Source organism: Bdellovibrio bacteriovorus (assembly GCF_001592755.1).
Taxonomy (GTDB): Bacteria; Bdellovibrionota; Bdellovibrionia; order Bdellovibrionales; family Bdellovibrionaceae; genus Bdellovibrio; species Bdellovibrio bacteriovorus_E.
The window spans coordinates 87,954-114,855 of sequence record NZ_LUKF01000014.1 but is presented as its reverse complement, the minus strand read 5'-3'; the positions used below and the strand labels follow the sequence as shown (position 1 = coordinate 114,855).

Annotated in this window: 27 protein-coding genes; 5 read left to right on the top strand and 22 right to left on the bottom strand. The window is 45.7% G+C overall.

Annotation, left to right across the window (positions count from 1 at the left end; all coding sequences use genetic code 11):
* The first annotated feature begins 67 nt into the window (after positions 1 to 67).
* Together AZI85_RS08610 and AZI85_RS08605 are read left to right on the top strand one after the other, a co-directional pair.
* Positions 68 to 3,010 (top strand): hypothetical protein, encoded by a 2,943-nt coding sequence (locus AZI85_RS08610; RefSeq protein WP_063243702.1) that lies wholly within the window; start codon positions 68 to 70, stop codon positions 3,008 to 3,010.
* Between the two features lie 207 nt (positions 3,011 to 3,217).
* On the top strand, positions 3,218 to 3,730 hold the full coding sequence (locus tag AZI85_RS08605; protein ID WP_063243701.1) for a hypothetical protein: 513 nt from the start codon (positions 3,218 to 3,220) through the stop codon (positions 3,728 to 3,730).
* Positions 3,731 to 3,829: 99 nt separating this feature from the next.
* Here AZI85_RS08605 and AZI85_RS08600 read toward each other — a convergent pair whose 3' ends face one another.
* The 3 genes from AZI85_RS08600 to AZI85_RS08590 are packed head-to-tail and all read right to left on the bottom strand — an operon-like array spanning position 3,830 to position 5,506.
* Positions 3,830 to 4,267 carry an SRPBCC family protein gene (locus AZI85_RS08600; protein ID WP_063243700.1) on the bottom strand — a complete coding sequence of 146 codons (438 nt, stop codon included), beginning with the start codon at positions 4,265 to 4,267 and terminating at the stop codon, positions 3,830 to 3,832.
* Positions 4,268 to 4,326: 59 nt separating this feature from the next.
* The gene (locus AZI85_RS08595; RefSeq protein WP_063243699.1) at positions 4,327 to 4,569 is read right to left on the bottom strand and encodes a hypothetical protein; all 243 of its coding nucleotides are present in this window, start codon (positions 4,567 to 4,569) and stop codon (positions 4,327 to 4,329) included.
* A 4-nt stretch (positions 4,570 to 4,573) separates the two neighbouring features.
* On the bottom strand, positions 4,574 to 5,506 hold the full coding sequence (locus AZI85_RS08590; protein ID WP_063243698.1) for a DUF2802 domain-containing protein: 933 nt from the start codon (positions 5,504 to 5,506) through the stop codon (positions 4,574 to 4,576).
* Positions 5,507 to 5,665: 159 nt separating this feature from the next.
* On the opposite strand from AZI85_RS08590, the gene AZI85_RS08585 reads away from it, so the two are divergent.
* A complete protein-coding gene (locus tag AZI85_RS08585; protein WP_063243697.1) occupies positions 5,666 to 6,877 on the top strand; it encodes a hypothetical protein in 1,212 nt (403 codons plus the stop codon).
* A gap of 72 nt (positions 6,878 to 6,949) precedes the next feature.
* Here the strand turns inward: AZI85_RS08585 and AZI85_RS08580 are convergent, their stop codons facing one another.
* The 15 genes from AZI85_RS08580 to AZI85_RS08510 form a co-directional block, all read right to left on the bottom strand.
* The gene (locus tag AZI85_RS08580; RefSeq protein ID WP_063243696.1) at positions 6,950 to 8,152 is read right to left on the bottom strand and encodes a pyridoxal phosphate-dependent aminotransferase; all 1,203 of its coding nucleotides are present in this window, start codon (positions 8,150 to 8,152) and stop codon (positions 6,950 to 6,952) included.
* Positions 8,153 to 8,164: 12 nt separating this feature from the next.
* Positions 8,165 to 8,647 carry a pantetheine-phosphate adenylyltransferase gene (gene coaD, locus AZI85_RS08575; RefSeq protein WP_063206342.1) on the bottom strand — a complete coding sequence of 161 codons (483 nt, stop codon included), beginning with the start codon at positions 8,645 to 8,647 and terminating at the stop codon, positions 8,165 to 8,167.
* Positions 8,640 to 9,215 (bottom strand): 16S rRNA (guanine(966)-N(2))-methyltransferase RsmD, encoded by a 576-nt coding sequence (gene rsmD / locus AZI85_RS08570; RefSeq protein ID WP_063206341.1) that lies wholly within the window; start codon positions 9,213 to 9,215, stop codon positions 8,640 to 8,642. Before rsmD ends, coaD begins: the two co-directional genes overlap by 8 nt.
* Complete coding sequence (locus AZI85_RS08565; protein WP_063243695.1) at positions 9,212 to 9,565, bottom strand: response regulator; 354 nt, start codon at positions 9,563 to 9,565, stop codon at positions 9,212 to 9,214. Before AZI85_RS08565 ends, rsmD begins: the two co-directional genes overlap by 4 nt.
* A 3-nt stretch (positions 9,566 to 9,568) precedes the next feature.
* The gene (locus AZI85_RS08560; protein ID WP_253720914.1) at positions 9,569 to 11,455 is read right to left on the bottom strand and encodes a PAS domain-containing sensor histidine kinase; all 1,887 of its coding nucleotides are present in this window, start codon (positions 11,453 to 11,455) and stop codon (positions 9,569 to 9,571) included.
* A gap of 70 nt (positions 11,456 to 11,525) precedes the next feature.
* Positions 11,526 to 12,209: a hypothetical protein gene (locus tag AZI85_RS08555; protein ID WP_063243693.1), complete on the bottom strand. Its 684-nt coding sequence runs from the start codon at positions 12,207 to 12,209 to the stop codon at positions 11,526 to 11,528.
* Positions 12,196 to 13,662, bottom strand: coding sequence for a glycosyltransferase family 9 protein (locus AZI85_RS08550; protein WP_063243692.1), 1,467 nt, complete (start codon positions 13,660 to 13,662; stop codon positions 12,196 to 12,198). Before AZI85_RS08550 ends, AZI85_RS08555 begins: the two co-directional genes overlap by 14 nt.
* A gap of 56 nt (positions 13,663 to 13,718) precedes the next feature.
* Entirely contained in the window at positions 13,719 to 15,296 is a 1,578-nt protein-coding gene (locus AZI85_RS08545) for a glycosyltransferase family 9 protein (RefSeq protein WP_063243691.1), read from the bottom strand.
* Positions 15,296 to 15,904, bottom strand: a complete 609-nt coding sequence (locus AZI85_RS08540; protein WP_063243690.1) for a hypothetical protein — start codon at positions 15,902 to 15,904, stop codon at positions 15,296 to 15,298. Before AZI85_RS08540 ends, AZI85_RS08545 begins: the two co-directional genes overlap by 1 nt.
* Positions 15,905 to 15,906: 2 nt before the next feature.
* The gene (locus tag AZI85_RS08535; protein ID WP_063243689.1) at positions 15,907 to 16,956 is read right to left on the bottom strand and encodes a tetratricopeptide repeat protein; all 1,050 of its coding nucleotides are present in this window, start codon (positions 16,954 to 16,956) and stop codon (positions 15,907 to 15,909) included.
* Between the two features lie 145 nt (positions 16,957 to 17,101).
* Positions 17,102 to 17,527, bottom strand: a complete 426-nt coding sequence (locus AZI85_RS08530; RefSeq protein ID WP_063243688.1) for a hypothetical protein — start codon at positions 17,525 to 17,527, stop codon at positions 17,102 to 17,104.
* 19 nt (positions 17,528 to 17,546) lie between these two features.
* Positions 17,547 to 17,942 carry a flagellar export chaperone FliS gene (fliS, locus tag AZI85_RS08525; protein WP_063243687.1) on the bottom strand — a complete coding sequence of 132 codons (396 nt, stop codon included), beginning with the start codon at positions 17,940 to 17,942 and terminating at the stop codon, positions 17,547 to 17,549.
* A 40-nt stretch (positions 17,943 to 17,982) separates the two neighbouring features.
* Positions 17,983 to 19,350 (bottom strand): flagellar filament capping protein FliD, encoded by a 1,368-nt coding sequence (gene fliD / locus AZI85_RS08520; RefSeq protein ID WP_063206332.1) that lies wholly within the window; start codon positions 19,348 to 19,350, stop codon positions 17,983 to 17,985.
* A gap of 172 nt (positions 19,351 to 19,522) precedes the next feature.
* Positions 19,523 to 19,897, bottom strand: a complete 375-nt coding sequence (locus AZI85_RS08515) for a hypothetical protein (protein ID WP_063243686.1) — start codon at positions 19,895 to 19,897, stop codon at positions 19,523 to 19,525.
* A 59-nt stretch (positions 19,898 to 19,956) separates the two neighbouring features.
* Positions 19,957 to 21,003, bottom strand: a complete 1,047-nt coding sequence (locus tag AZI85_RS08510; RefSeq protein WP_063243685.1) for a hypothetical protein — start codon at positions 21,001 to 21,003, stop codon at positions 19,957 to 19,959.
* 234 nt (positions 21,004 to 21,237) lie between these two features.
* Here AZI85_RS08510 and AZI85_RS08505 point away from each other — a divergent pair, with 234 nt between their 5' ends.
* Both AZI85_RS08505 and AZI85_RS08500 read left to right on the top strand, forming a co-directional pair.
* On the top strand, positions 21,238 to 21,573 hold the full coding sequence (locus AZI85_RS08505) for a hypothetical protein (RefSeq protein ID WP_063243684.1): 336 nt from the start codon (positions 21,238 to 21,240) through the stop codon (positions 21,571 to 21,573).
* Positions 21,574 to 21,763: 190 nt separating this feature from the next.
* Entirely contained in the window at positions 21,764 to 22,972 is a 1,209-nt protein-coding gene (locus AZI85_RS08500; RefSeq protein WP_063243683.1) for a PQQ-dependent sugar dehydrogenase, read from the top strand.
* Between the two features lie 162 nt (positions 22,973 to 23,134).
* Here AZI85_RS08500 and AZI85_RS08495 read toward each other — a convergent pair whose 3' ends face one another.
* From AZI85_RS08495 to AZI85_RS08480, 4 genes are all read right to left on the bottom strand, one after another.
* Positions 23,135 to 23,437 (bottom strand): hypothetical protein, encoded by a 303-nt coding sequence (locus AZI85_RS08495; RefSeq protein ID WP_063243682.1) that lies wholly within the window; start codon positions 23,435 to 23,437, stop codon positions 23,135 to 23,137.
* A 285-nt stretch (positions 23,438 to 23,722) separates the two neighbouring features.
* Complete coding sequence (locus AZI85_RS08490) at positions 23,723 to 24,556, bottom strand: flagellin (RefSeq protein ID WP_063206326.1); 834 nt, start codon at positions 24,554 to 24,556, stop codon at positions 23,723 to 23,725.
* A 403-nt stretch (positions 24,557 to 24,959) separates the two neighbouring features.
* Positions 24,960 to 25,598, bottom strand: coding sequence for a transposase (locus tag AZI85_RS17535; protein WP_081110965.1), 639 nt, complete (start codon positions 25,596 to 25,598; stop codon positions 24,960 to 24,962).
* Between the two features lie 275 nt (positions 25,599 to 25,873).
* Positions 25,874 to 26,698 carry a flagellin gene (locus AZI85_RS08480; RefSeq protein WP_063243680.1) on the bottom strand — a complete coding sequence of 275 codons (825 nt, stop codon included), beginning with the start codon at positions 26,696 to 26,698 and terminating at the stop codon, positions 25,874 to 25,876.
* Positions 26,699 to 26,902: the final 204 nt, after the last annotated feature.

Below are 26,902 nucleotides of genomic sequence, written 5' to 3'. Positions count from 1 at the left end.
TAGCGGCTCATTGTCAAACCTTAGATTTCCTAAATGATATTGTGTTGCTGTACGGCTAAGAGACTTTATGCACAGACAGCGTGTTTTACATCTTTGGTTCTCTTTCATTTTTCTTTTTTCTCTCTCGTCGTTTGCGCAACTTGAGGTTCCGCCCGACCTAAAATGGAAGACCTTAAAAACCCCTCATTTTGAAATCATCTTTAATGCCAAGCAGCAGGACCTTGGTCTCCTCTATGCCGAAAAATTAGAAAAGGCTTACACCGAACTTCGTTCTTATTTTCACTCATTGCCGGAAAAAACCATCGTCATTATAAACGATAAAACTGACGTCACAAATGGGTATGCGACTCGCATTCCGTACCCTCACATTATGGCCTATCCCGTTTTACCGGGCCCGGAAGAGAGTTTGGCGGACACCGGAGATTGGGCTTTTGAGCTGCTTGCCCACGAATACACTCACATTCTCAATTTTGAACCCGCCAACGGAATTATGAAGCCTTTGCGTTTCGTTTTTGGAAATATCATCGCACCGAATATTCTTTTGCCAACCTGGTGGAAGGAGGGTGTCGCCGTCGAAATGGAAACCCGCTTGGGGAATCATGGGCGTCTGCGATCTTTTTATCAGGATGCAACGATTCGCGCGATGGTCGAAGACAAAACTTTTTACTCTTACGACATCGCCGAAGCCAACGAGTACATTCCCACTTGGCCCGAAGGCATGCGAGCTTATTTGTTTGGCTCCCTTATGTGGAGTCAGATGTTCACGGAGCATGGACTGCACGTCGCTAAAGACTTGAACGAACGACAAGGCGGGCGGGTTCCTTATTTCATCGAAACTCCGGCCAAAGAAATTCTGGGAATGAACTACACGGCTCAATACAACCAGATGCTTGATGAAGTCGTTGTTCGCGCGCAGTCGCAGCTTAAGACCATTCGTGAAGCCAAAATCACTGAAGTCATCATTCCAAAAAATAGTTTTATTTCCGTCACGGCCCCCTCTATTTCTCCAGACGGGAAACACTTGGCAGTTGTCACCGAAGATGATGCCAGCGCCCGCTCTGTCAAAATCATCACTCGTGCCAATGACTCACAAAGCTTTTTAGATGCCCAAAGTGCAGACACAGTAGAGAAGTTCAATCAAGAATTTGAACCCGCATCCCAACGTGATGGCCCACCAACAGGAAGTATCCAAAGAATCAGTTGGTTTCCTAATTCTGAGAAGATCGTCTATGACAAAATTGACTACGTGAACCGGATTGAACGCTTCTCTGATTTACACGTCTATGATCTGATCACTAAAAAAACCACACGCTTGACCCAAAACCTGCGGGGTCGTGAACCTTCTGTGGCCCCCAATGGCAACTCTATCGTCTTTGTGAAGTTGGAAGGCGGTAAAACTCACCTGGGAATCCTGAATAACAGTCAGGGAGAATGGAAAGAAGAGATCCTCTATTCACCAGCCATTCAAGAAAGAATTTCTTATCCGCTTTTCTGGGATCAGGATCTTCTTTTATTTTCCTTACGCAAAGTGGACGGCTCTGAACATCTTTACAGCTACTCCGTGTCTTCGCAAAAAGCGGAAATCCTTTTTCCAGAATATAAAAACGTTCGTTTTGCCAAGAAAACTCCTGAAGGTTTGCTTTTCACTTCCGGTCAAAATGGAGTCTTGAACCTGTATCTCGCCGATCCTGATTTAAAAAAAGTGCGGCCTGTCTCGAATACTTTGACCGCCTTCTTTACGGCCGATTTTGATCCTATCAGTAAAGATATTTTTGCGACCCATATGACATCGCAAGGGCCGAAAGTTGTCGCAATCAAATCGGAAGAATGGAGAAACGCCCCTTCAGAACTTCCAGAAATCAAAGGTTTGATGGCGGATCGTTATCCTGATGTGAAACCTGATGAAAAAAAGATCGAAGAGGCTCGTTCCGCTTTAAATCAGTCAACGCTTGAAGATTATTCTCCCTATGGTTATCTGTGGCCTCAGTATTGGATGCCATTTGTATCGGGTTCTTCGAGTGAAACCGGCATCATTCTGACGGCGCAGACTTCAGGTTTTGACCCCTTAAAAAAGCATAGCTACACCTTGATTGGCTCGTGGGATACGGGACTGAATCGTGGAAGTCTGGTGGGAACTTATTTGAATCAAACCACCGCTCTTCCTTGGACGGCTTTGGCCTATAAACGCAGTTCTTATCTAGGAACTGTATCGAACGAGCTGAACGATTACGGGCTTGCCGCCGCGGTCTTACCAAGTATGTTCTGGGTTTCAAAATACACGAATTTGCAAATCGGCTGGCAATATCTAGAACGCGAAACCGTAAATACAAACACCAAACGCACTGGCCCCTATGCGATGTTGAGTCACGCGAATTATTCAAAAGCGGGAGCGCAGATTTCTCCGGAAAGTGGCGGCGGCGCTTACCTGGGAGCTTATGATTACATTGCTCAAGACGGATACTTAAGTCACACGCAGTTTTTAGCCGGTGGAGAAATTTATCTTTCTCATTATTTGCCAAAACATCACGTCTTGATGTTACGAACGAATGGTGTGTACACGCCAGACCGTGTTTCCGCGGTTTACGGTGTCGCGACAGAGCCTTTGGTTTTCGTTCCAGACAGCCCACTACCCCAATATATTTTGCGCGGTTACAAACGAGGTCAGCTGTTCGGAAAAAACCTGGCAGTGGTGAATGCAGAATACCGCTTGCCCGTGATGGATTTTTATCGCGGTTCAGGAACGGATCCTCTTTTCTTACGTCGTCTTTCAGCAGCCGTTATTGCCGATGGCGCCGCGGCGGATGGACTTTTTGTTAACGATGTTCGTTCCGTCTATGAAACTACCGACATGAAACGTTGGTATTGGAGTTCCGGGGTCGAGCTTAAATTGGAAACCACTTTGGGTTACGTCATCCCCGTGAGCTTGGTCGTCGGATATTACGTGGCTTTCAACACCCCCACAGGTTCCGAGGGAGTTATTGGAAGCGCCTTTCAGATCACTGGGTTTTAACCCTCTTTGGGCTCTTCAGCGTCTTACTAATGAGTGCTGAAAAGCCCCATCGCCCACAAAGGATCCCCCTCCTCGGGCGATGGGAGTCCCCCTTTCGCGCCGAGCCAAACTTACCAGTCTTGACAAAGACCCAGGCCCTCGAAATTATTAAAGTAATCGACAACTAGCGGCGAGGATGCTGCGTTATGCTGTCAACCGGGAGGGTTCATGGAAAAAATCAGCTGGATTAAAGAACTTGTGAAAGCTGAACAACAAATGGAAGAGTCTGGCCTCGTGGATATGAGCTTCGGATTTGATTCAGAAAAAATTCTGATCAACGAAAGCATTCAATTCCTGCTAGAACTAAAAACCGAATTTGTTGATGCCTCCACTTCATTCAATGAATTGAAACCTTCGGCATTAGGTCGTATCAAAATTTACGGTATCGCAAAAACTCACGCGGACTTCATGCTTTTCCGTAACGGCTTTAAAATGATCTTCTCTTTAAAAGCCCCGGGACAAATCAGCATTCGTTTCAACTTTATCGGAACTAACTACATCCCAACTCCAGGTTCTTCAGAAGCTCAACAAACGGCGACGAATGTTATGGATGAGCATATTGTCGAAGCGAAATGGGGCGCGTTCGGTGAGCTAGTATGGATGTACCAAGGTTTGCCAGTGAAACTGGAATACATGGTTCGCCACTATCTGACTTTGTTCATCAAAGAAAGTTCGAAGTAGTTTTAAAATTTAAAAAAGAATTCAAAAAAGCGCTGCCCACAAAGCAGCGCTTTTTTTATTAGCGCTGACCATCCGGAGCTGTGGGCGCCGCTGATTTAATTAATGGGGACCTGACTCGATGTAATTTTTGAGATCTTTAAGATGTATATCCCAGACCACATCGAATTCTTTTTGCAGGGATTCGCGTTGGGCATCTGGAAAGTGCTCCCAGCCATAGTGTTGCAAAGTCACCGTACGCTCTTCGCCTTTGTCTTCAATCTTCAGCATGCATTCAGTTTCCCATTCCGGGCGCCATTCGTGCTCATGCCAGGTAAAGACGATGTCGTGATTTTCGCGGGAATAAACGACTCGCCCCGAAGCTAAGTGTTTCTGGCCCTCACTATCGATCCACGGTTCTTGAAAGATACCACCAATATCGGGCTGAAGAATCACCCCTTCATTCCACCATTGAGAGAGTTCATTCTTCTTGGTAAGAGCTCGCCAAATATCTTCGCGCGGAGCTTTAAGGGAGATTGTTTTTTCAATCTTTGTAACCATACGCACCTCTCTTCCTGTTCTTTCAGGATAAAGGAGGTGTGTCAGGGGCCCTAGAAATATTAGACGACTCGTTGAAATCGCATATTCTTGGCGTCGAATATTTGAAATTGCAAAGGCTGAGTGCTGATGATTTGTAATTTGATCGGATCGCCTTTTTTTAAAGGCAAACCCGTGTGATTACCGACGAGCAAAAGATCACCTTGAAAGTTGCACAGAGCTTCCTTTGGAGACGTCACTTCTTCGACCACCGCCTGAAGAATCTGACCTTTCTGCAAAGATTTTATAAAGCTCCGCGAAGCCAAAGTCTTATCCCAAATCTTTCGTCATATCTAAGCGACGGAATTCTACGGGACGAATCACATTGTCTTTTTTTCCATTCGCCGATGTTGGAGCGGTCGTTGCCAAAGTCTGAGCCTTCGGAGCAGCCGTTGGTGCCACTGGCGTTGGTTTTTCACTTAAGAAAGTTTGCGCAATATTCTGAGTTACATTGAAAAGAGCAGAAACATTGTTCGCCGTTTGTTGGGCGGCGGTTTCTTTTTCTTCCACTTCAATACAAGCGGCCTTAAAAGCTTCACCTAATTTTTTAAGTGCTTCATTGTCTGTTTTTGGAACTTCAAATACAGAACTCATGTCGTGCGCAGAGTCTCTTTGTAAAGGCGCCATGAAGGACATGTTATCCACGTCACTTAGATCCGCTGAAGAATCTTGCATATCGGCTTCGCCCTGCGCCCATTCAGGCAAACTGTCTTCACAGAACATCAATTGCTCACGGTTCACGTTGGCAATGAATTCAATTTCACCGCGAGAAAGTTCGGGCACTTGAGCCGCGATATCATCAATGCTGTGACCTTGATGCGCTAAACGAGCGGCCTTAACGTATTTAATCGTGTTTTTGCGTTCTAAGATTTCGTTATGAGGAATGCGATCTTGGAAGATCTTTGCGACTTCCAAACTCTTTTGCATGCTCTGTTCGATTTTTGCGAGTTGTTTATCTGAAGCCTGAATCTTGGTTTGAATGTCTTTTACTTTTTGTTCCAGCAAAGCCGTTAACTGATTAACCTGAGTTTCAGTTCGGTCTGAAAGATCTTCTAGCACGGCGATTTTGCTTTGCAAAAGCTGCAAACCCTTGCTGAGTCTTGGATCATCTTTAGGAGGACGGTTTAAACGAACCCACAAACCAACAACACCTGCTAATAGAATTAAATTCACAAGCACTTGTAGTAAGAACCAGAAACTCACTAGGCCTCCCCGCCGAACATTAATTAAATTCTAAACTGCCGAAGGTCCGTCTCACAACGAGACTTAGGTCACAATCGTATCAAACCAGGACCTGGACTCCGCCCTGCTTTGGTACACAAAAAATGGTGTGTTATTATGCAACAAAGGGGAGCGTGGGATATGTTGCTCAAATTATCTAAGGGGTTGGTGTGGGCCTCTTTGACGGCGGTGCTGTCATTGACCGCTTGTGGACCTGTGCAATTTTCTTCGAAGTCAGCAGGAGATGTGGATGATAGCAATGTCGATCCCGGCCCAGTTCCTGGCGGTTCGATTCGTGAAGTAAATTATACAAATACCGTCAGCGCCCGCGATAACAAGTTGGATATCGTTCTTGTTGTCGATGATTCAAACTCTATGCTTCCTGATAACCAAAAGCTTGCGGCGAATTTAGCCCCTTTCGTAACCAAGCTTCAGAATTCCAATATTGATTGGCAAATGTGTGCGACGGTGACTCGTGCTCTTCCCGTTTCTTCCACGCAGACGGCTTGGGGTGCATCGATCTACTGGCAAAGCTCTTCTACGGCTTCCACTTCTTTAGGAATGGTTTTGCAAAGAGGAACATCGAATCTTTCGCAAATTTTCTCTAACACAATCAACTACATCAACGCCGGTTGGGTTGGCTCTGACGACGAACGCGCCATTAAAGCTATGTGGCGCCACGTTTATAACGGGGACCTTCGCTATTCAGGCAACAATGGTTGTTATCGTCCTGATTCTGCAGTGGCTTATATCATTATTTCGGATGAAGATGAGCGCAGCATTGGTGGAGATTCTTCTCAACAAGTTTACTCTGGCGAGTTAAAGCCACTGGAAGATGAAGATAAACCTGAAGTGTTCGTTCAGTCTTTCCGCGATACATTCGGAGCCGATCGCCGTTTCACAGTGAATTCTATCATCGTGAAACCAGGCGACAGCTCGTGCAAAGCTTCTCAAGATGCGGGTGGAGCAAAATCTCACTACGGATTTAAATACGCGGAACTTTCTCAGATGACCGGCGGTGGTGTTGGTTCCATCTGCGAATCAGACTTCTCAACGAACCTAAATCTGTTCTTAGATCGCATTCAAGATTCATTAAGCTCTGTTCCTTTGGAATGTGCTCCGGTTGATGGAAACATCACGGTGACGATCACTCCTTCTGCCGGAGTTATCTCTTCGCGCATCGAAGGTATGAACTTGGTCTTTGATACGCCGGTTCCAGCAGGACGCACGATTGATTTAAAATACTCGTGCCCTGACGACGGTCGCGCCCCTAGCTCTGCGACTAAAGCGACTCCACTAGCAGAGCAAGGCTTCTTTGCTAAGATCGTTTCTTTCTTTAAAAACCTTTTCTAGAAACATCAGACAATTGAAATAAAAAAAGGAGAGTTCAAACTCTCCTTTTTTTATTCTTAAATGTGGATTTGCTTAAACTAACTGCCCTACGAAATCGCGCATTCTGCCGACGGCGCGTTTCATGGTGTCTTCAGACACGGCAAAACTGAGGCGCATGAAACCTTCGGTTCCACATTCTGCACCCGGCACGGTCGCGACGAAGAATTTTTCTAATAAGATATCGCAGAAATCTTTGGAAGTTCTGACGATGCGATCTTGATAGGTTTTACCAAGACAGTTACGAATGTCGACCCAGAAATAAAAAGCTCCTTGAGGCTCAGCGACTTTGAAGTGCTCAATCGCTTGCAGCTCTTTAAGTCCTGAAACCTTTCTTGAGATCAGCTTTTCAACCACGCCGTTAATGTCAGATTCGCTGGTGCGAAGACCCGCAAGAAGAGCGTGTTGAGAAATACTTGAAGGAGAACCCGTCGACTGACTTTGATAATCGGCCATCGCTGTAATTAGTTTTTCAGGGCCCGCGGCCCACCCAATACGCCACCCGGTCATCGAGTAAGCTTTCGATCCGCCATTCACTAAAACCGTGCGCTCACGAAGATCTGGAGCGACCGAAAGAATATGCGGAGCCACTTTACTGCCATCAAAAACTAAACGGTTGTAGATATCATCAGAGATGATCGCCACATGCGGATGTTTGCGCAACACTTCGGCCAAAGCTTTTAACTCGTCCGCCGTGTAAGACAATCCTGTCGGATTGCTTGGAGAACAGAATAAGAAAGCCCGCGTTTTAAGATTGATCGCTTTTTCTAACTTTTCTGGAGTGATTTTGAAATTCTCAAGCTCGCCACATTCCACGATATGAGGCACGCCATCGGCAAGTTCAATCATTGTTGGATAACTGACCCAGTAAGGAGTCGCCACGATCACTTCATCGCCGGGAGAGCACAGCATCTGCAAAGCTGCGAAGATAATGTACTTCGCCCCCGAAGCCACCGTGATTTCTTTCGGCGTATACTCAAAGCCCAATTCATGCTTCATTTTTTCTGTGATAGCTTTACGAAGCTCTAGAGTTCCATTAGCGGGCGTGTATTTCGTAATACCTTTTTGAATAGCTTCAATTCCGGCTTCGGAAGGAGCTTTAAACGTGGGCCAATCAGGTTCACCCACCGTTAGTGAGATCACATCGTGACCTTGAGATGCCAGCTCTCTGGCTTTAGCGACGAGAAATAAAGTAGGAGACGTCTTTAAGTTTTGTGCTCTTTTAGAAAGTTGAAGCAAAGCCCACTCCTTTTATTTTTTGATCTTTTTCTCTAAAGCCTCTATCACCACGTCGGGCACTAAGCCTTTTAAAGCGCCGCCATTGACGGCCACTTCTTTCACACCTCGAGAAGAGATGTAATAGTACTCAGGACTTGCGAACACCAAAAGCGTTTCAATTTCCGGAGCCAATTTCTTATTCATGTTAGCCATGGTCATCTCGTACTCAAAATCCACGACGGCACGAAGACCGCGCACGATGACTTGAGCTTTAGCCTTTTTCATATAATCGACAGTCAGACCGCCGAAAATATCGACCTTCACATTCTTCACATGAGACAAAGATTTTTCAATCAAGACTTTACGTTCTTCTGCGCTGAACATAGAGGATTTTTGTGACGACTGTGCAACCAAGACAATGACCTGATCATACACGGCCGCAATACGATTGATGATATCCACGTGGCCCATAGTGATTGGATCAAAACTTCCTGGATAAACTGCAATCTTACTCATTGTTCTCTTCCTTCAGGGCCGCTTCGTGACAAAACATATTTAAGTATTTGTCGCCGTAATCTTTTTGATCGTAGCGCACCAAGGAACCATAACGCTCCTCCATGCGCTCTTTCTTTTCAGATTCTATCGCCATAATCGTGTGTTCGGCAAAGCCCGCGCTCACACTCGCAGCCTCCATGACTGAATGAGCCATTTTTTCGGTGAAGGGAGGATCGGCTAAAATAATATCGAAAGCTTCGCCCTGGTACGATTTCAAGAAAGCAATGACGTCCATGTTGATGATCTTATATTCCGAATTAGGAACTTTAAGCTTTTCTAAGTTCTGACGAGTGATGGTCAAAGATTTGGGATTTTTTTCTACGAAGGTACAGAACTTAGCATCACGAGATAATGCTTCAATACCCAGATTGCCTGTGCCACAAAACAAATCTGCGACGTTCGCACCATCGATTTGGAACTGGATTTTGTTAAAAAGCGTTTCTTTTACGCGGTCTGTGGTGGGACGAATATGATCAGCTTTAAAGGCCACAAGCTGGTGACCACGGTACTTACCTGAAATAATTCTCATGCTAAAAGGTCCTCAGCCATCTTTACGACGGCGAAAATATCTTCAAAAGGTTTGGGAACAAAAAGATTCGCCCCCATCTGCTGAGCGGTTTGCATATTGTGCTCGCCCGAAAAGGCCGACATTAAGATGACCTTAGCTGTGTTGCTGGTGCCCATCTCTTTTAAAACTTCTGGGCCCGTCATTCCTGGCATCAACACATCCAAGAAGACCAAATCTGGCGCCCAGCTTTTCCAAGATTGCAATCCCTCGTGGCCATTGGTGGCTTCCATGACGTCAAAGCCTTTACTTTTTAAAGCACGGCTTAATGAACGACGGACCAGGGCTTCATCATCTACAATCAGAATCTTCAACGCTTACTCCGAATCCTTGCGGGGCAGCTCGATTGTAAAACAGCTCCCATGAGGTTCGACGTTATGGAACTGAATAGTGCCGCCAAATTTTTCAATGATGGACTTAGACATACTTAACCCAAGACCGGTTCCATGTCCTTCTTTTTTTGTCGTAAAGAAAGGTTCGAAAATGCGACGTTGGATTTCCAAAGGAATTCCCGCCCCCGTGTCTTCGATCTCCACGATAACAAGTTTTCCTTCAGAGTGTGTCGTCACTTTCAGACGACCTGGATCTTTCATCGCCTGACAAGCATTGTTAATCAGATTGAAGACCACCTGTTGCAAAAGATGGGGCTCTACGAAGACGGTTTGCCCCAGTGTCTGCAAATCCACTTCTAGACGATGCGTGCGCAAAGCTGATTTCAGCATCGGCAAAGTACGTTCAATGATTTCATCAACACTGATATACTCTGAAGGCTGATCTTCGCCTTTTGAAAAGTCCAAAAGGTTTTTAATAATTCTTTGTGAGCGAGCCGTGGCTTTTTCGATTTCGACCAAGTCGGCGTGAAGATTTCCCTCTTGAGGCGCTTCTTGCAAAAGAACTTGAGTTAAAGCTCTTAATCCCGTGAGCGGGTTATTCAGTTCATGCGCGATGTTACCCGCAAGCATGCCGATCGCACCCATTTTTTCATTCTGTAACATCCGCAAATAAAGCTCGCGAGACTGCGTGATGTCGACGTATTGATTTACCACATTTGTAGGGCGTGTTCCCTGATCTAAGAGCACAGGATAGCTATGAACCTGATAAATACGCCCATCAACCTGAATCTGTCCTGCTTGAGGGTGTCCCTCTTTCATAGCTTGAGGAACAGGGCAACCTTCACACTGTGACTTGCGATGCGCGAAGCTTTCATAACACTTATGTTGCAGAAACCGATCCGAGAATTTTCTATTCGCGCGAACCACGTTGTAATCGACATCGACGATGGCAATGGGGTCGCGCATCCCATCGAAGGTTTTTTCCCAACGATAAGAGAAGCTGGAAAGCTGACTTTCCAAAAGAACACGATCCAGCGCCATGCTTAAGGGGCGCATGCGATCGCTCATAAAGTCGATGAAAGGTCCCATCTCTTTATCGGAAAGAGAGTTCTCTATACATAAGATCGCCTCCCCTTCGCCGCCGACAAAGTGACTTGTCAAACGCAGTTCCAACGGAACAACGTAGGCTTTAATAAAAGGGCGACCGAAGTGGTTTGCAAAATAGCGAATGAGTTCTGCGCTAGGGACTTGCGGAGTTTTGGGAAACTCATAGGGAGTTAACGATTCCGTCTGAGTAAAGTGTCCCAACTGAAAACTTAAAAAGAAAGTTTTATTGCCACCCAAGCGATACGCTAAGATGGGATCACCCATCTTGTGAAACTTGCGCAATTCTTTACGTAAGATACCCAAGATATCTTCAAACGAAGTTTGCGTGGCCAGATCTTTGATAAAGCGAACGAGCTGTCTTTCCCGATTCAGTTTTTCTGATTCTTCGTGGTGGGAAAGTTCGATGTACTGCGTGCGCTCTTCAACCATGGCTTCTAGGGAATGCGTCAAAGCCTCCAACTGCTTATTTTGATGCGAAGATTCGCGCAAAAGCAAAGAGCGCGACAAATACATTGAGTGTTTCTGTAAGGCACTTTCTAACTGCGCCCAGATTTCACGTTCCGAAAGAGGCCAACGCATGAAGCGATAGACTTGCGCCTTATTAATCCCTTCACGGACTTCGCTTTCACTTAAATCTTCGGCAATCAAAAGACGTGGAGCCATCGGTTGGAACAACCGGGCCTGCATTAAGAACTCCAGGCTGTCATCGCCGGATGTATTCTGGACTAAGATCGAGGAAAATTTCTGAGTTTTTAAAAGAGACAAGGCCTCACCACAGGAGGCCTTGAAAACAATCTCCACTTCCCGTTTTTGGAAGGGGAAGAAATGGGGCAATCTAATTGGCGAAACGTTTCCGATCCACAGGATGGGATCCAGCTTGTTCGGAATGGATATGAGATCCTGTGTATTCGCCATTCAGTGACTTCTCCAACACTCGCAAATGATCTAACCACATTTGCAGAACATTGTTCAAATCATACTCTAGGACATCCGCTAAAAGAACAAAATCCTTATTTTCTAAGGCGCGCAGTGCCTGCAAAACGGTATTCTTGCTGGCTTGCTCCGCTTTAAACCAATCAACTGGACTGGAAACCAGGAACTGATCCCCCATCATCTCCTTCACCGTCATTGTGCTGTCGATAAGGAACTCGCAGTTTTGCACCAAATCGTGAATAGGCTTTAAAAGACCGCTGAGGCCTTGAACGCGCATTCTTTTTGCCAAGTTTTCAGTGCTTTGGATTAACTCGGGCAAAGCATCGATCCATCCTTTAAGAACGATCGAAGTCAGATCACGACTGTTTTCCGTAAGGTATTCTAACGTGTCGATCTGCTCTAAGGGAACTGTGGCAAAGCGAGCTTCTTCCGTCTCGTTGATTTCTAAGCCATTCACGATATAGCGACAGACAACCTGGTTCGTTGAACGCAGGTCGTTTTCAATGTCGGTAAAGACCTTTCCCAAGACGATATTCTCTTTATAGAAATCGCGTAGTTCTTGGCCAGACACCTTAAAGCGTTCCATCGCAGACCTCCTTGCGCTCTTGCTCTTGTTCGATCAGAGCTTCTTGAGGAACGTAGGCATGAACATGGCGAGCCAATCTTTCATGCACATCTAAAGCTGCGGTACAGATCTCCTCTAAAGTGCCGGGACCGACGCGGACCTTCTCCGCTTGATACCAGCTAATAAGAGGACTCAGTTCCGGAACCATTCGGCTAATACTTTCGATCACTTCTTCGGCCCGATCCAAGAAAGGACCTACATTTTGTAAGCCTTTCTCAGGAATAAGACGAATTTGCTCTATCGCGAACTTATTGATATCCGCTAGTTGAGTGGCTCCCTGAAGGATTTCCATGCGGTCCGCTAAAGGATAAGCCGCACCCAAATAAAGAGCTTGAACTAAATCCCATTGAAAACGCTCATTCGCAGTTTCATTTTTTTCATAACTGACCAAGCCCGCCGCCCGCGTGATAAGCTCTGGCGCGGCTTGACCTTGCAAAAGACCCAAAATGCATTCACCCACACGAGTAGCATTAAGGCTTTGTTCATTTTCAGCGCGATAAATAAATCCCAATGTGGATTTTGGCCCCGTTTCCCAATAGTTCACTTCCCCGATACTGACATTGAATGTCGGTGTATCCGTCAGTGAAGCCATATGGATCGGAGCACTATCACACCCAATCAAAAGTTCCGCGTCTTGAAGGATCGCGAAGATGTCAGAGATCTTCGTTTGCCCTACTAGGTTGACGAATTCATTTTCAATCGCGTGCGCTTGAATTTCTTCTGCAAGCCCGGCTTCACCCGCCGCCCCGATTAAAACAATGGGGATTTGCGTCGCCGCGAGTGGCTTCAGAACCTTCGCCCAATTTTCAGGGGACAAGGACTTCTGCTTTTCGCTCGCACCCACGTGTAAAACCAGATAAGTCTCTGGCAGGGCCGCTGCGAAATCTCCCACTTGTGGAGCTGCAAAATCAGCCTCTATGTATTCCAAATTCAACATCGATGCGATCACATCCACAACGTGCACACGATTGGGCTTATCAATACCCACTTGCGCATAGAAGTAAGAACTGACTTCATCGGGAAGACACAAAGTGCCGTCATTATAGCGAGTGTAACCCGTGACGGTCGCCGTCGGTCCTGTGATCGCATGAGTCAGGTAGCTCGAGGCCGGTGAAAAAGTCAGATTGACAATCCAATCATAATTTTCATCACGAAGGGCGTCGACAGACTCATTCAAGGTCGCCATCGCGGCTTCAATATCCGCGTTCTCTTGCACTAATGGCGCAAGAATCGAGCTGACCGGCAAAGAAAGATGCTTATCAATCGCCGTTAATCCTTCTATGGCGCCTTCAAAACGAGGACGAGTGAGGAAATGAATTTCCGCCTCGGGATGCGCCCGACGAAGCGCGCGCATCGCAGGCCATGACATGTAAATGTCGCCAAGTCTAGCGAGTTGTAGGACGAGTATTTTCATTTTTCACTTGTTCCTTAATAAGTTCTTTTAGCAACTGAACTCTTTCAGCTTCCTGGTTATAGCTCTGCGTTTTGAGGATTTGGCTGTAGGCTTTTTCGAGTCTCTTCAAAGCCACTGATAGATAGTTGTCCAATTCCTTTTGCATAGTAGGCCCCTTCCATGGAGATTGTTTGCAAATGACGAGTGAATGATTCACGAATAGTTAATAGTTCTTCAACTTCCTGCAAAGCCGCTGACACACGGTCATAGATCTGCACGGGCTGATTAAAACGAGACAACAAAGCTTCCACAAAAACTTGGAAGTAGCCGACCTCATCTTTTTTAGATTTCAAAATATCCTGAGCACAAAGAATCAGGTCTGAAATGTCAGAAGTTTGAAAGCTTCTTTTCACAGCCAGTTCTTCGCGCGTTGGTAAGACGGCAAAGGCTTTCTTAAGCCACTGACGATATTGCTCAGATTTTTCATTCCAAGCGGCCAATACATTTTGTAAAGCCTCCGTCGGATGAGAGTTCAAAAATTCTGCTGCCGCCAAAGCATAAAAAGGTTCAACGTGAGCATTGGCTTTATCCAAATACAAAGTCCATACGGCTTTTTCCAAAGAAAGTTGCAAACTTCTTTGCGCCATTTTTTCTCCGCTCAATTGATCCCACACGGCGCCAAAAACCTGCTCGACCGAAACATCTTCGGCACAAACATGAGTCGGCTGAGGGCAGGCTTGCGAATGCACACAAGGAGCACAACCTGCCTGAGTTTGAATTACCACCGCTTGTGAGGAATACGCCGCGGTTTTAGATGGGTCACTGCTTCCGATAGCGATTTCTACAATCGGTGTTCCGATTTGCGCTGCCATGTGCTTAATGCTGGTGTCACCCGTCACCAAGAGCGCGGCACTTTGCAAATGCTTACGCGCCTCAGGAAGGTCGCAGATCAAAAGATCTTTTTCAGAGAAAAACTCCAACAAGGATTCTCGTTCAAAAGAAGCTCCTAAAACCATCACCTCGTAATCAACTAAGGAAATTTCTATCGTGCGTTTTAACTGAGAGAATCTTTCCAGACCCCAGTTTTTCTTTTTGTCACTTGTAAGACATTGCAACAATACGAGTTTACTTTTCTTACGTGGCGTCGTGGCACTTTCAGTTTGCACCGGGATATCAAAAGCTTTTCCCAGAAGTTCCACATAGTGGAATAGGGATTTTTGCGTTCCTGAAAAACGATCGTTGAAATATCTTAGCCAACGATTGGACAAACCTTGAAAACGCCCATCGGCTTGGTACAGACCACGCTTATCCGCAATTTCCAGAGTCCCCATAAGATAGGCACTCAGCTTATTGTGAGTCAGGTTGATGGCTTGATCAAACCCTTGACTGTTAAGGCTTTCCACAAGTTTTTCCACTTGTTGGTAGGACCATAAAATATTCGCGGAAGCGTCACCCAAGCTTTTTTGCAAAGTTTCACGCTCAAAATAGATATAGTGATCGACAACTCCATCCAAGATCTTTTCGACATTGGCGAACTGACGATTTAAGAGCAAATGAATCTCGGCGTGAGGATTTTTCTCACGCAATCCTTTAAGCAAAGGAGCTTGTTGAATGATGTCGCCCAATCTTAAGAGCGACAAAACTAATATCTTCATTATTTCACCAATTCACCGAGAATACGGAAAATCTGTTTTTTGTTCTCTGGCACCACAGAAGCTTCCACCACCGGAATCACATCCTTGATGGACAAAAGCTTATTTTGCTCTAGGTAAAGTGCCTTCATATTGATACTGAATTCTTCAAAGTGATATTTCACGGACTCCACCGAACGGCCCGTCAAGCCTGCGAACACTTCCGAAAAGAACTGCACGTTTTGCCCCCAGCATTCCTTAAAAGAAAGAACGTAGGAGCGGTTATCAAGAATTTCTTGGAAGAACTCACCTTTATAAATATCTTGGACATTTTGAATCACGATGATTTCAACGCGGTCCTGAAGATCAGGGAACTGCGAGCGAAAGACAGGAATTAAAGATTCGCGAGACTCCACCACGCTGATTTTTAAGCCTGGGTCTACATCTGCCAAGGCCGCGATATGAAATCCCGAGCCCAATCCCACCACCACGACATGAGACGTGGGGATAGCGCCTAAAGAATAAACCCATTTAAGAGCCTCTCCACGGGGATCGCGCAAAGATGCCAAAGATTCGCCCGACTCAAATGCCACTAAAGATGATTCGTGATTTTCAGAAAATGTGATCGACATGACTAAGCCACCTTTTGCGACTGAAGAATTTTCTTTTTCAAAGTACGGACTTCTTTATGATCGGGGTTCCACAAAAGAACTCTTTCCATCTCGATCAAAGCTTTGTCTACCTGTCCCGCCGAGCAGAAAAGATTGATAAGCACTAAAGACATGTCCTCGTCTTCTTCGACCGAAGAAAGATAAGTTTGAAGGGCATCAATGGCTTTCTGGATTTTACCATCACGCAAGCCCCAGTTTGCCGCCAAGTGAACGGCTGTGCGATTTTGGGGATTGATATCTAACGCAGATTCAATATTCGCCCAGGCAAGGTCGCTGTCACCGAATTGGTTGTGAACCATCGCCAGACCAACCCAAGCTTTATCATTTTCAGGATTGATTTCTACGGCCTTACGGAAACAGTACAAAGATTTTTCGAAATCATTTCTTTGAACTTCCAATGTGCCGAAATTCACCAACAACACGTCACTTTGTGAATTCATCGTATAGGCCTTATTATAGTACTCTTCCGCCCCATCAAAATCGCCTTGGCGAACGAAGATATTCCCCATGTTCTTGTAGACTTCGAAAAGGTAGTCGTTTTCTTCAGTCAAAATAGCCAAAGCTTCGAAGTATTTATCTAGAGCTTCCTGATCGCGACCTAATTTATAAAGTGTCGTGGCGTAACGGCACATGTTCTCGAAATTATAGTCGACTTTTGCCAAAGTCTTACGAGCAATCAACGCTTCGCCCAGACGAGATGTTGTCTCTAAGCACGAAGCTAGAAGATGCAAAGTGGCAGGGTTCTTTGAATCCACATTGCTGGCCTGACGAAGAAGGTTCATCGCCAATGCGTATTCCTTGTGCTTCATCAACAATTTTGCATTTTGGATAAATTTAGCGACGCGAGGATCTTGAACAGAAGTTTCTTTTTCTGTTTGTGATTCGGCTTCAAATTCCGCGATAGCTTGTTGCGGGTCAAAATAGATTTTACCGGACTCTTCGATTAGGGATTCGGTATTTGAAATGCTTCCAGAAACTTCACTGGACTTTTGAACGATCTGATTTTCCAACATCTGAATAGGTCTCCTCGAAAGATTGATAGGAGCAACACAGATGCCAAAGCTTTATTTCATTTCTATTAGATTTGAGGCAAGTTCAGCAGGGAGATTTGACTCTTTGCCTGAACTCGCCGTCATGATTTTGTCAGGAAATATTTTCCTAGACCTCTTCGTTCAAGCGATTAGTGAAGGTCTTGCTTTTATAGCTTCCCACCGCTTTGCGTGAACGTCGAACTTCTTGCAATTCTTTGATGATAGAGTTTTTCGCCATCTCGATGCAGGCCAAGACTTGGATATCTTGTTCGATAATGCGGGCAACGTATTCATCCTTGATTGCCAACGCCTCTTTCACTTCACGGCGTTCGCCATCAGTGATTGCGTTTTGTTGAGCTTCTTCGTCGTGCACTTTTTCAATTTGTGCATCAACGTACTTTAGAACTTCAAGAATTCTTTCACGAGTCTGATAGAAGTGTTCCAAGTTATCGAATTGCCCTTGAGCAAAATTCGCCAACTCTACTTCGTTCAGTGAATAGAACTTCTCGAGGTAGTGATTCTTTTCGTTCAACAACGTGATAATCCTAGTCATGTCCCCTCCGTGGGAATTTTTAGCCTGCTTTATCTGTTTCTTTTTTTAATTTTTCAACTGCTTGCACCCAACCATCATAAAGCGTGTTCAGAAGCTTCAGATTGGCTCTTAAAGGTTCTGGGTCGCCTGAGATGTTGGCTTTGGTGTATTGTTCCATCATGAACATATAAAGCTGTTCCAGCTGAATAGCGACATCACCGCCGACCTTGTGGTCCAGCGTGTTGTTTAATTCCATGATGATATCGAAAGCACGGCCGATATTCATTCCACGGTCTGCAATCTTCTTTTCTTCGGCAGCTTTGATTGCAAGCTTAGTGAATTTGATAGCTCCTTCATAGAGCATCAAAAGAATTTTTTCGCGACTGGCACTTTGTACCGACGTCGTTTTATATTTCTGATACGCATTCTTGTTCATAGTCCCTCACACCTAAAACTCTAAAAAGTTCCTAACTTAACTACCCTGCTTTCGGAGCCATTGCCGCGAAACGTGCCTGTTGCGCCTGCATGTCCGACATTTTCGATTCCAGATCCGCGAATTTACGTCGCAGACTTTCTTCTTTTCTTTCCAACTGACGCTCTTTGGTTTCGATACGTCCGTTGACCTGATTAATACGATCTGTCAGGCCCTTCTTGCGATTGGCAATCGTACCAAACTGACCGTTTAACAGATTTCCGATTTCTCTTTTCAATCCCGACACGAAGCCCGTATTGAAACCGTCGCCTCGGAAGAAGGCGGCGACTCCCGCCGGGTTCGCATTCAACACTTTGTTGAATTTGTCCTGATTGAAGTTCAAAGTACCGTTTCTATTAAACTCAATACCTAGTTCACCCACACGGCGGATCGGAGTATCAACCCCCATCGTCGGATTTAAAATCACACGACGAAGTGAGTTCTCGATGGAACGAAGCATTCCATCACCGCCCAAGGGGCCCAGCTTTGGATTTTTCCCGTCACCCGCTTGCAATTTGTTTTGCTTTTGGATGAAGTCCAAGGCCGCATTGTAAGAATCAACGAAACTTTTGATTTTTCCGCTGATCACTTCCAAGTTTTCTTTCACACTCATACGGATTTCTCGTCCTGGAGCCGCCGATTTAAAATCCAACGTCACTCCCGGAATCAAATCCGTGGATTTATTATCAGGAAGCTCGATTTCAAACCCGTCGACTTTCACCTTGGCGTTTTGCGCCGGACGAGATTGATCGAAGTACATATCCTGGTCGCCATCCAAAAGATAAATCTTCGGGAAAGTCACCTGGCTGTCTTTTCCTGTGGAAAGACCGGAAATCAAAAGTTTAAAAGGATTATCCGCATCCTTTCGGTCTTCCAAAACTTGCGCTTTCAATCCCACGTTGGCGGCGTTGATTTGTTTCATCACGCCCTCTAACGTCGAATTCTTGCCGTTAATATAAACTTCTTTCACGCCTTCGGGTGTATCGAACTTGATGTAGCCCACACCGATTTGCGTTTCGTTCTTATCGGGAAAACCGTTTGAAATCGCTGCTGGTTTTTGTGCCAACTGCACCACTTCAATCGAATAGTCCCCGGGAATTGCCGAATTGGGATCTACTTGTCCCTCGATCACATTCGGATCACCGCTGACAAATTTCTTGTCGATAAATCCGCTTGTCGAAGTCAGCTCACCCAGATTTTTGGTGATGTCGCTGACTTTTGTTTCCAACTCAGTGACAAGTTTTAATTTGTCTTCCTGCTTGGTCTTCTGCACTTCCATTTGTTTCACAGGAATACGCTCAGCTTCCATCAGCTGCTCAACGATATTTGGTGGTAAGCCAGAGGCCATCCCTGAAAAACGTATTCCTGCCATGAATTCATTGTGTCAAAGTGAGGCAGGAATCGTGAGTCAATTAAATGTCTCTCGAAAGGGCCAGTGGAGTGCATTTCCGGGCTCTAATGGATTTTAGACGGCAGGGATTTTGACGGAAGCAGATTTCTCTGGACGTCGATCTAGGAAGCAATTGCTGTGACTACAAAAATAATTAAGCAGAACGCTTCAACAACTGCCCGCGATGAGAGTTGTCAGAGGGAAGAGTCCACAATTCCAGTTCAGGAATGCGACGGATGACCGTTCCCAGATTGTCTTTCACGAGAACGAAGCGACCTTTTTCATCAGCATCAAGCTCTACCGTCCACTTGTGTTCTTTCATTGCGGGTAGGTTGCGCAGATGCTCCATCGCTTTTTCAAGCTGCTCATCGGTCATGGGCTCGCGCTGTTCTTGATTGCCACCGTACATCTCTTGTCCGTTGGCGTCGCGATCATTGGTCTGATCTGACTTAATAGCCTGCCCCGTGCGGTCGACAGAGCGAACCTCAGTGTTGGGCAGAATATTTGAAATCATTCCTTTGATATTCATACGAGGTTCTTATCGGATTCTCAGAGAGAGAACTTGAATTTCATCACTTTCGTCGAGGCCTATTTCATATAGACGACGCTATACAAGGACTCTTTCAATTCCTCTTTGGTCACCCAGACATTTCCTTTTTCACAGCGCTTGTGAAATTTCGCGTAGTAGATCGAACAATCGCTACCCCAGGTATTTCGAATCAAGTACTGACATTTTCCCGCAATCATCTTGCGGGCTGCAATGACACTGGAGTGATCGCCATGCTTGTTATCTTCACCCTCTTCGGGAGCCATCAGCGAATAGGCATTGTAGCCGATACCTGCGATGCGACCATTTTCTAAGGCGTGATCAATAGTTGCGAAGAGTTTTTTTGCCCCGTCATCTTTATTGATTTCGCCTTTCTTGATGCGCGTTTCATATTCTTCAAGACTGTCACCGAACTTCGTCATGACCGGCACTAACGGCACGGGCCACGGCTTACGCTGACAACGACGATCCCGTTCATCCTCGTACACACTTGTGATTGCAACAGAAAAAGGATCCACGACCGCCGAAGTGAAATCGGCTTGGGACTGAAACAAACCACAGTTGTTCTGTTTTACATGCGCTTCGTTTCTTTTTTTATAGAGTTTCGTTATCTGGCTGAAAAACTTTGTCTGGTGAGATTCCGTCGACGGAAAATTCTTTTCTGTGCACATACCTTTGGTGTTCGCCAGAATGATAGCTGCGTCCTCCTGACCTCCGGTATCCATCAAGCCTTCTTTGCGCAGAATGTGTTCCGGATCATATTTGCCTGCTGAAGCCAGACGAATTCCTTGAAGGCGTGTGTAAATTTCAGGATTTTCCTGAAGATAGTTTTTCACTTCAGGTTGTGTCGACTCTTCGAGTTTATAGGGATCGGCCAAAATAAAAGTCGAAGCGATATCGGTTGCGGAAACCCGGGTTTTCACTCTTTGAGAAATAAGATCGGCAGAGGTGTAAGCAAAACACCAGCTAAGTTCGCCTTGGTCTCGATTAGGACCTAGTTCCTTGCGGTAATCGACCGTGGAACAATTTTCACCGGCGTATGCTGTCGAAGCCATTGCTAAAATTAAGAGTATTCCCATGACGTTCATGATGAAGACTTATCGGAGTTCACCTTGGATCTCTTTATCACGACCCCGTCGAGTTCTCTTGGAGCCGTCTCAATCTGAGACATCAGCACTTCAAGGTCCAGCGCCCCTCCCCGTCACCTGTCTTGCTCCCAAGCACTTTGACAGAGGCCAGCTCTCATTGAAAGCATTAAAACAAGGGCACGGGTTTCGCACTCTTCAAGACGGATCTTTACGTTAAAAAAAAGGAGAGAATTTATGAAAATCACGGCTACGTTACTGGCTTTATCAATCGGTTTTTCCGTTCAAGCCGCTTCGGCAGGTGTTGAGTGTATTACTCAAACGAATCGATTTGACTTTGTTACTGTAGACCGCGACGGCGGCGAAGAGACTTTGACGATTCATCATTTGAGCGAATCAAAAGAGCGTTTCCTGGTTACTCACAACAACCACGGCAGTGTAATCGCGATCAAAGATAATGATCTTGACGGCGGAGCCTCTCGTCGTGGCGTGGCTTTGATCTATGAAGCCAACGGGCGCGGTGGTTTGGCGTTAGATGGCGACATTATCGAAGTGACTTGCCAAAAGAAATAGGATTTTAGACTTAAGACTTTCGCAAGGGAATTGGCGGTTGCTAGTTCCCTTTTTTATTTCGTTCTTATGAGCGCTCTTCTCTTTCAGTTTCTGTGCCTACGCATCCTTCAACATACATATGCGATTTCTTTGAACCGATTCTTCGCCTTGTGTACCCTTGCTTCGTTATCAAAAATCATGGAGGTGATAGATGTCTTTGAAGAAGCTACTCATAGCCTATGTGGTCTTGCAGGCGGCTTGTGCGAATGGCAGCTCTAATGGTGGGGAAGAATCACTGGGGTCTTCCCGTGAACCCACGTTGGTAAAGACCAATTTCATGACGGGATTACAGAATCCTTGGGATCTGACGTTCCTTCCTGACGGAACCATGTTCTTCACGGAAAAGTGCCGTGGGCTTTCAATGCGTAAAACCGATGGAAGCATTGTTCGTCTTTTTGGCACGACGGGATCTTCTCTGGTCGCGAACGATCTTTTTTGTGAGGGACAATCCGGAGTGCATGGTGTGGCTTTAGATCCAAACTTTGCTTCCAATCGTTTGATCTACGTTTACATGGCTTCAAATCTTTCTAGCCCGCGCACCAACCGGGTGGTGAAATTGACATTGTCAGAAGATTTATCAACCGCCTTAAACCGCACTGACATCATCACCGATATTTCCTATAAAAATGCCGCGAACAACTGGGGTGGCGCGGGATCTCACAGCGGTGGACGGATTCGTTTTGACGGCAACGGATATCTTTACGTAACGACCGGAGATAATCACAATGGCCCGCTTCCTCAAGACGTCACGAAACTGGGTGGAAAAGTTTTGCGCGTTGATACTAATGGCACTGGCATCCCCGGCAATAACTCGCCCTCGGGAGGTGATCCACGCATCTTCACTTTTGGACATCGCAATGTTCAAGGCATCACTTTTCATCCAGCCACAGGTCAGCCATATATTGCAGAGCATGGACCGAACCACAGCGATGAAGTCACTCGCTTGACTCCCGGAGGCAACGGTGGCTGGGATCCGAAACCAGAGCCTGGCGTGACTTGCGCTGACAACTATTGTGGATACATCTCGAATAAACCCAGCGGTATTCCTACGCCAATGACCGACGTCGAAAAATTTCCGAACGCTTTGCGACCTACTGTTGTTTATGCAGACTCTCAAGGTATGGGACCTGCGACTTTCTTGACGGGTGCTAAGTGGCGCGCTTGGGAAGGAAACTTGGCGGTGGGTATGATGGCCGCTCAGCGTATGGACGTGTTTTATCTAAATAGCTCAGGCGAAAGAGAGGCCACCACAACAGCGACTTTACCTTCAGCACGCATGCGCTCTTTGGTAATCGGTCCCGATAGCAATCTTTACATCGCAACCGATGGCGGTCAAATTTGGAAAGTAGAGCCACAATAACTCTTCGTTCTTTGGATGGTTTCTGTTTCAGAAGTGAAACCCATGCTGCATAGAAAGAAAGACAGTAAAAAAGAGCTCTTCGTGAATTGAAGAGCTCTTTTTTATTTTTTATTAAATCGTCGCAGCACTAACTAACTAACTAACTAACTAACTAACTATTAACTAGCGAGCCCAGAATCGGCAAAAGTAAGCGCCGTGAGCACGAGACTCTCTGACCGATGAAGTCAAAGTCTCGCCTGGATAAACCTGTTCATCAATCTGCTTGCGAACTTCTAGATCCTCTCCTTTTGATCCCAGGCGAGAAAAACCAAACTCAACATATTTCATGCTCAATGTTTCATCTGATTGGTTGCTTAAAGAACAGTGCCAAACATGACCTGATCTTGAAACTTGGCCATAGTGACTTTCAAGAGCCAAAGCAGATGAAGAAGCCATTAGTAAAAGAGACGCTAAAAGAATTTTCATAAATACCTCCGTTTTCTGTGAGGCATTCACAAAAATACGACACGAACCAACGGTCAAAAAAACCGCCATTACGTTCTGATCACTTAAAATTTTTCTGGTAATTCGAATACTATCGAGGAACTTTTTTGACCGACGACATTTGCAGTAACGGTAAGGACAAATACAAAAAGCCTTCTTGCAAGGCCTGTTAGTACCCCAAGGAAGCGTTACAGCTTCCTTGGGTAGGTTGGTACCGGGAGGGAACGGAGGTGCCCTCCCAGATCAAACTTTTTATTTTCTTATTAATTAACCAATCAATCTCAATGCTGAGTTTGGCATCGCATTCGCTTGCGCCAACACCGCAGTATTTGCTTGCAACAGTACTGAGTTACGAGTCGACTCAGCAGAAGCCGCAGCTACGTCAGTGTCACGGATACGAGAGTTCGCAGCAGAGATGTTCTCATGTTGCACACCCAAGTTATCAACTGTGGATTGCAAGCGGTTTTGAAGGGCACCGAGATTTGCGCGGTAACCGTTCACTTGAGATTGTGCTTTATCCACTAGCTCAAGAGCCTCTTGCGCACCCGCTTTGGAAGAGAAGTCGAAAGAATCAATTCCAAGCGCTGCAATTGTTGAATCTGTTTCACCTGCATTGAACGAAATTCTGTCTGCTTCTTCGTTGTTGTTGATACCAACTTGGAAGTCAAACTTATCACCAGAACCATCAAGAAGTTTTGTAGTTCCGAATTTAGTTGTTTGAGTAATACGTTGAGCTTCAGCTTTTAATTGTTGAACCTCTTTATCCAAGAAGCCACGCTCAGTGTCACCAACAGTATCAGATGAAGCTTGAACACCTAATTCTCTCATACGAGTCAAGATGTTCGAGATTTCACTCAAGCCACCCTCTGCAGTTTGTACCATTGAGATACCATCGTTGGCGTTACGGCCTGCTTGGCTCAATGATCTGATTTGCGATTTCAAGTTTTCACTGATCGCCAATCCCGCAGCGTCATCTGCCGCTTTATTGATACGTGATCCAGAAGACAATTGCTCCATGGATTTACCGATTGAACGCTGAGAAGTAATCATAGTTCTCTGTGCGTTGATCGCTGATACGTTAGTAGAAATTCTCATTCCCATGTGGGACCCCCATAATTGCGGCAGCCTTATACCTACTTAGGCTTACCTGTTGTACACGTTAGTGACTTCACTTTTGTCGAGTTCCTCTGCTAACGATTCTCTTCAGGCAGTCACTCCATCCGAGTCTCTCGAGTACTTCGACTTAAGTTCCGTCGTTGCTTCTGACATACCTTTCGGCGAGGTCTGTGAAGCCTTTAGTCGCGTCCTGCAAAACTAGACCATCATCCAGATAAACCTAGACCAACATCCTGAAACCAAGCCCAAAATCCATCCAAAACCCAAACCAAAGTCCAGCCCCCGACGAAAATCCCCCCGACCAAAAGGCAAAAGGTGCCTGCTTCTTTTCTGCACTGCTTAGCGTCCAACAAAATTTTTTCGATTATTTAAAGTGGCGAAGCAGTCCTTAAAGAACTTGCTCTTCGAGGCAGGAGCTCTTTCCTTTTTCACGGGGAAGTTTGAAACTTGTTTTTTTCAATGCGACTGCAACTTGATTCCAATGTTCAGCCGATGGTTTTTTGTTGAGCCATTCTAAAGTGTTCTGCCTGCTCAAAAAGTCTTTCCAGTTATCATCTTCACTCACAGGAACATCCAGCCAAGTTTCCCCCAAAAGGCCTTGCAGGGAGGAATACTTATAGTCTTCAACGTGATCGCACAATCCAGCTTCCACGGGATTACGATAAACATACTTATACGCATGTAGGTAATATAGAGGTGAATGAATCAACGAACGATGGAATCGTGATCCATAAGTTTGATTGATTCTTCCGCTGAGGAAAGTAATTTCTCTGCTTGTTTCTCGCATGAAATACTTCATGGCATCACTGAGATTGGCATCCGGTGTCCTCACGATCATATGGAAATGATTACTCATGAGAACAAAGGCATGAATTCGTAAATTGAATGCATGATTGATAAAGTAAAGCTGCCGAGTCATTACTTCCCAGACGTCCTCTATATCTAAAGAAAACCAGTCACGGTTAATACATCGAGCAGTAATGTGATACGGAATTTCGGTGTGATTTTGGAATATTTCTCGTCCCATTTAAGTAAATCGATGCAAGCGCAATAACAGGACAAACTTGAAAAGAGAGTGACTCTGGGAAAATACAAAGTCCGAACTTCGAAAAAATCTTAATTTACGCCCAGCAGTGCAAAAAAGAAGCAGGCACCTTGAAAATCCCTGGGAGCGGGTGCTCCCAGGGTGGGCTTAAGACACGAGAGGTATATGTGGGCGACCCCTCATTCTCGAATGAGATCCTATCCCAGTAAGATCCCACCCGATATCGTAGTGTACGAATATGGTTTTTGATTTTTTTATTATACTAGTTTCATTGCCACGTTTGGTAATTGGTTGGCTTGAGCCAGAACCGATACCGCTGTGTTTTGCAAGATACTTGCTGACGCCATTTCTGCTGTTTCCTTCGCCACGTCAGTGTCGCGGATACGAGAGTTGGCTGATGACAAGTTTTCGTAAGAAACATCGAGGTTACTTACTGTTGATTCAAGTCGTGATTGCATCGCACCGAAGCTGGCGCGCAGTGAACCGACTTTTTGGATGGCTTCGTCGACGGATTCTAGAGTGCTACGCGCTCCCGATTTATCCGCCACATCGATACCGCTAATTCCCAGCGAGCTGGTTGTCGCGTCGGCATCGAAGTCGAAGGCGATGATATTTTCTTCTCCACCGTAGGCGCCGACGTGGAATTCTAATTTACCACCGGAACCATCAAGGAGTTTCGTGTTACCGAAAGTAGTGGTCTTAGCAATACGGTCTGCTTCTTGGATTAATTGCTGGGCTTCGTTGTTGAGGAACCCCCGCTCCGTATCACTGACAGTGTCTGAGGCCGCTTGGACTCCGAGCTCGCGGAGACGAATCAGGATATTTGAAACTTCGCTCAATCCACCCTCACCCACTTGCGAGAATGAAATCGCGTTGTTCGCGTTGTTACGCGCTTGCGCAATACCTTTTAACTGTCCTTTGAAATTTTCTGAGATCGCCAAACCGGCAGCGTCGTCGGCGGCGTTTACGATACGCGAACCCGACGCAAGAGCTTGCGCAGAGTGTTCCGCTCGTTTTTGTTGTTTGGATAGCACACGTTGTGCTGCGATTGATGCAGTGTTTGTTGCGATTCTTAAGCCCATGAGAACCTCCTAAGGGATTGAGATCTCGTGCGCTGATTTTACGGAACTATTCATGGACCTAGGCAGCACCACTTGCCATCAGAACAATCTTGAATCCCACCAACGTACGATGATCAGTTATTTAAATTTGCTAACTCACTAAAAAATAAAATTTAAAATTAGGTTGGAGGGTCCCTCGGGATCAGGGTGACTGTCCCGATCTTC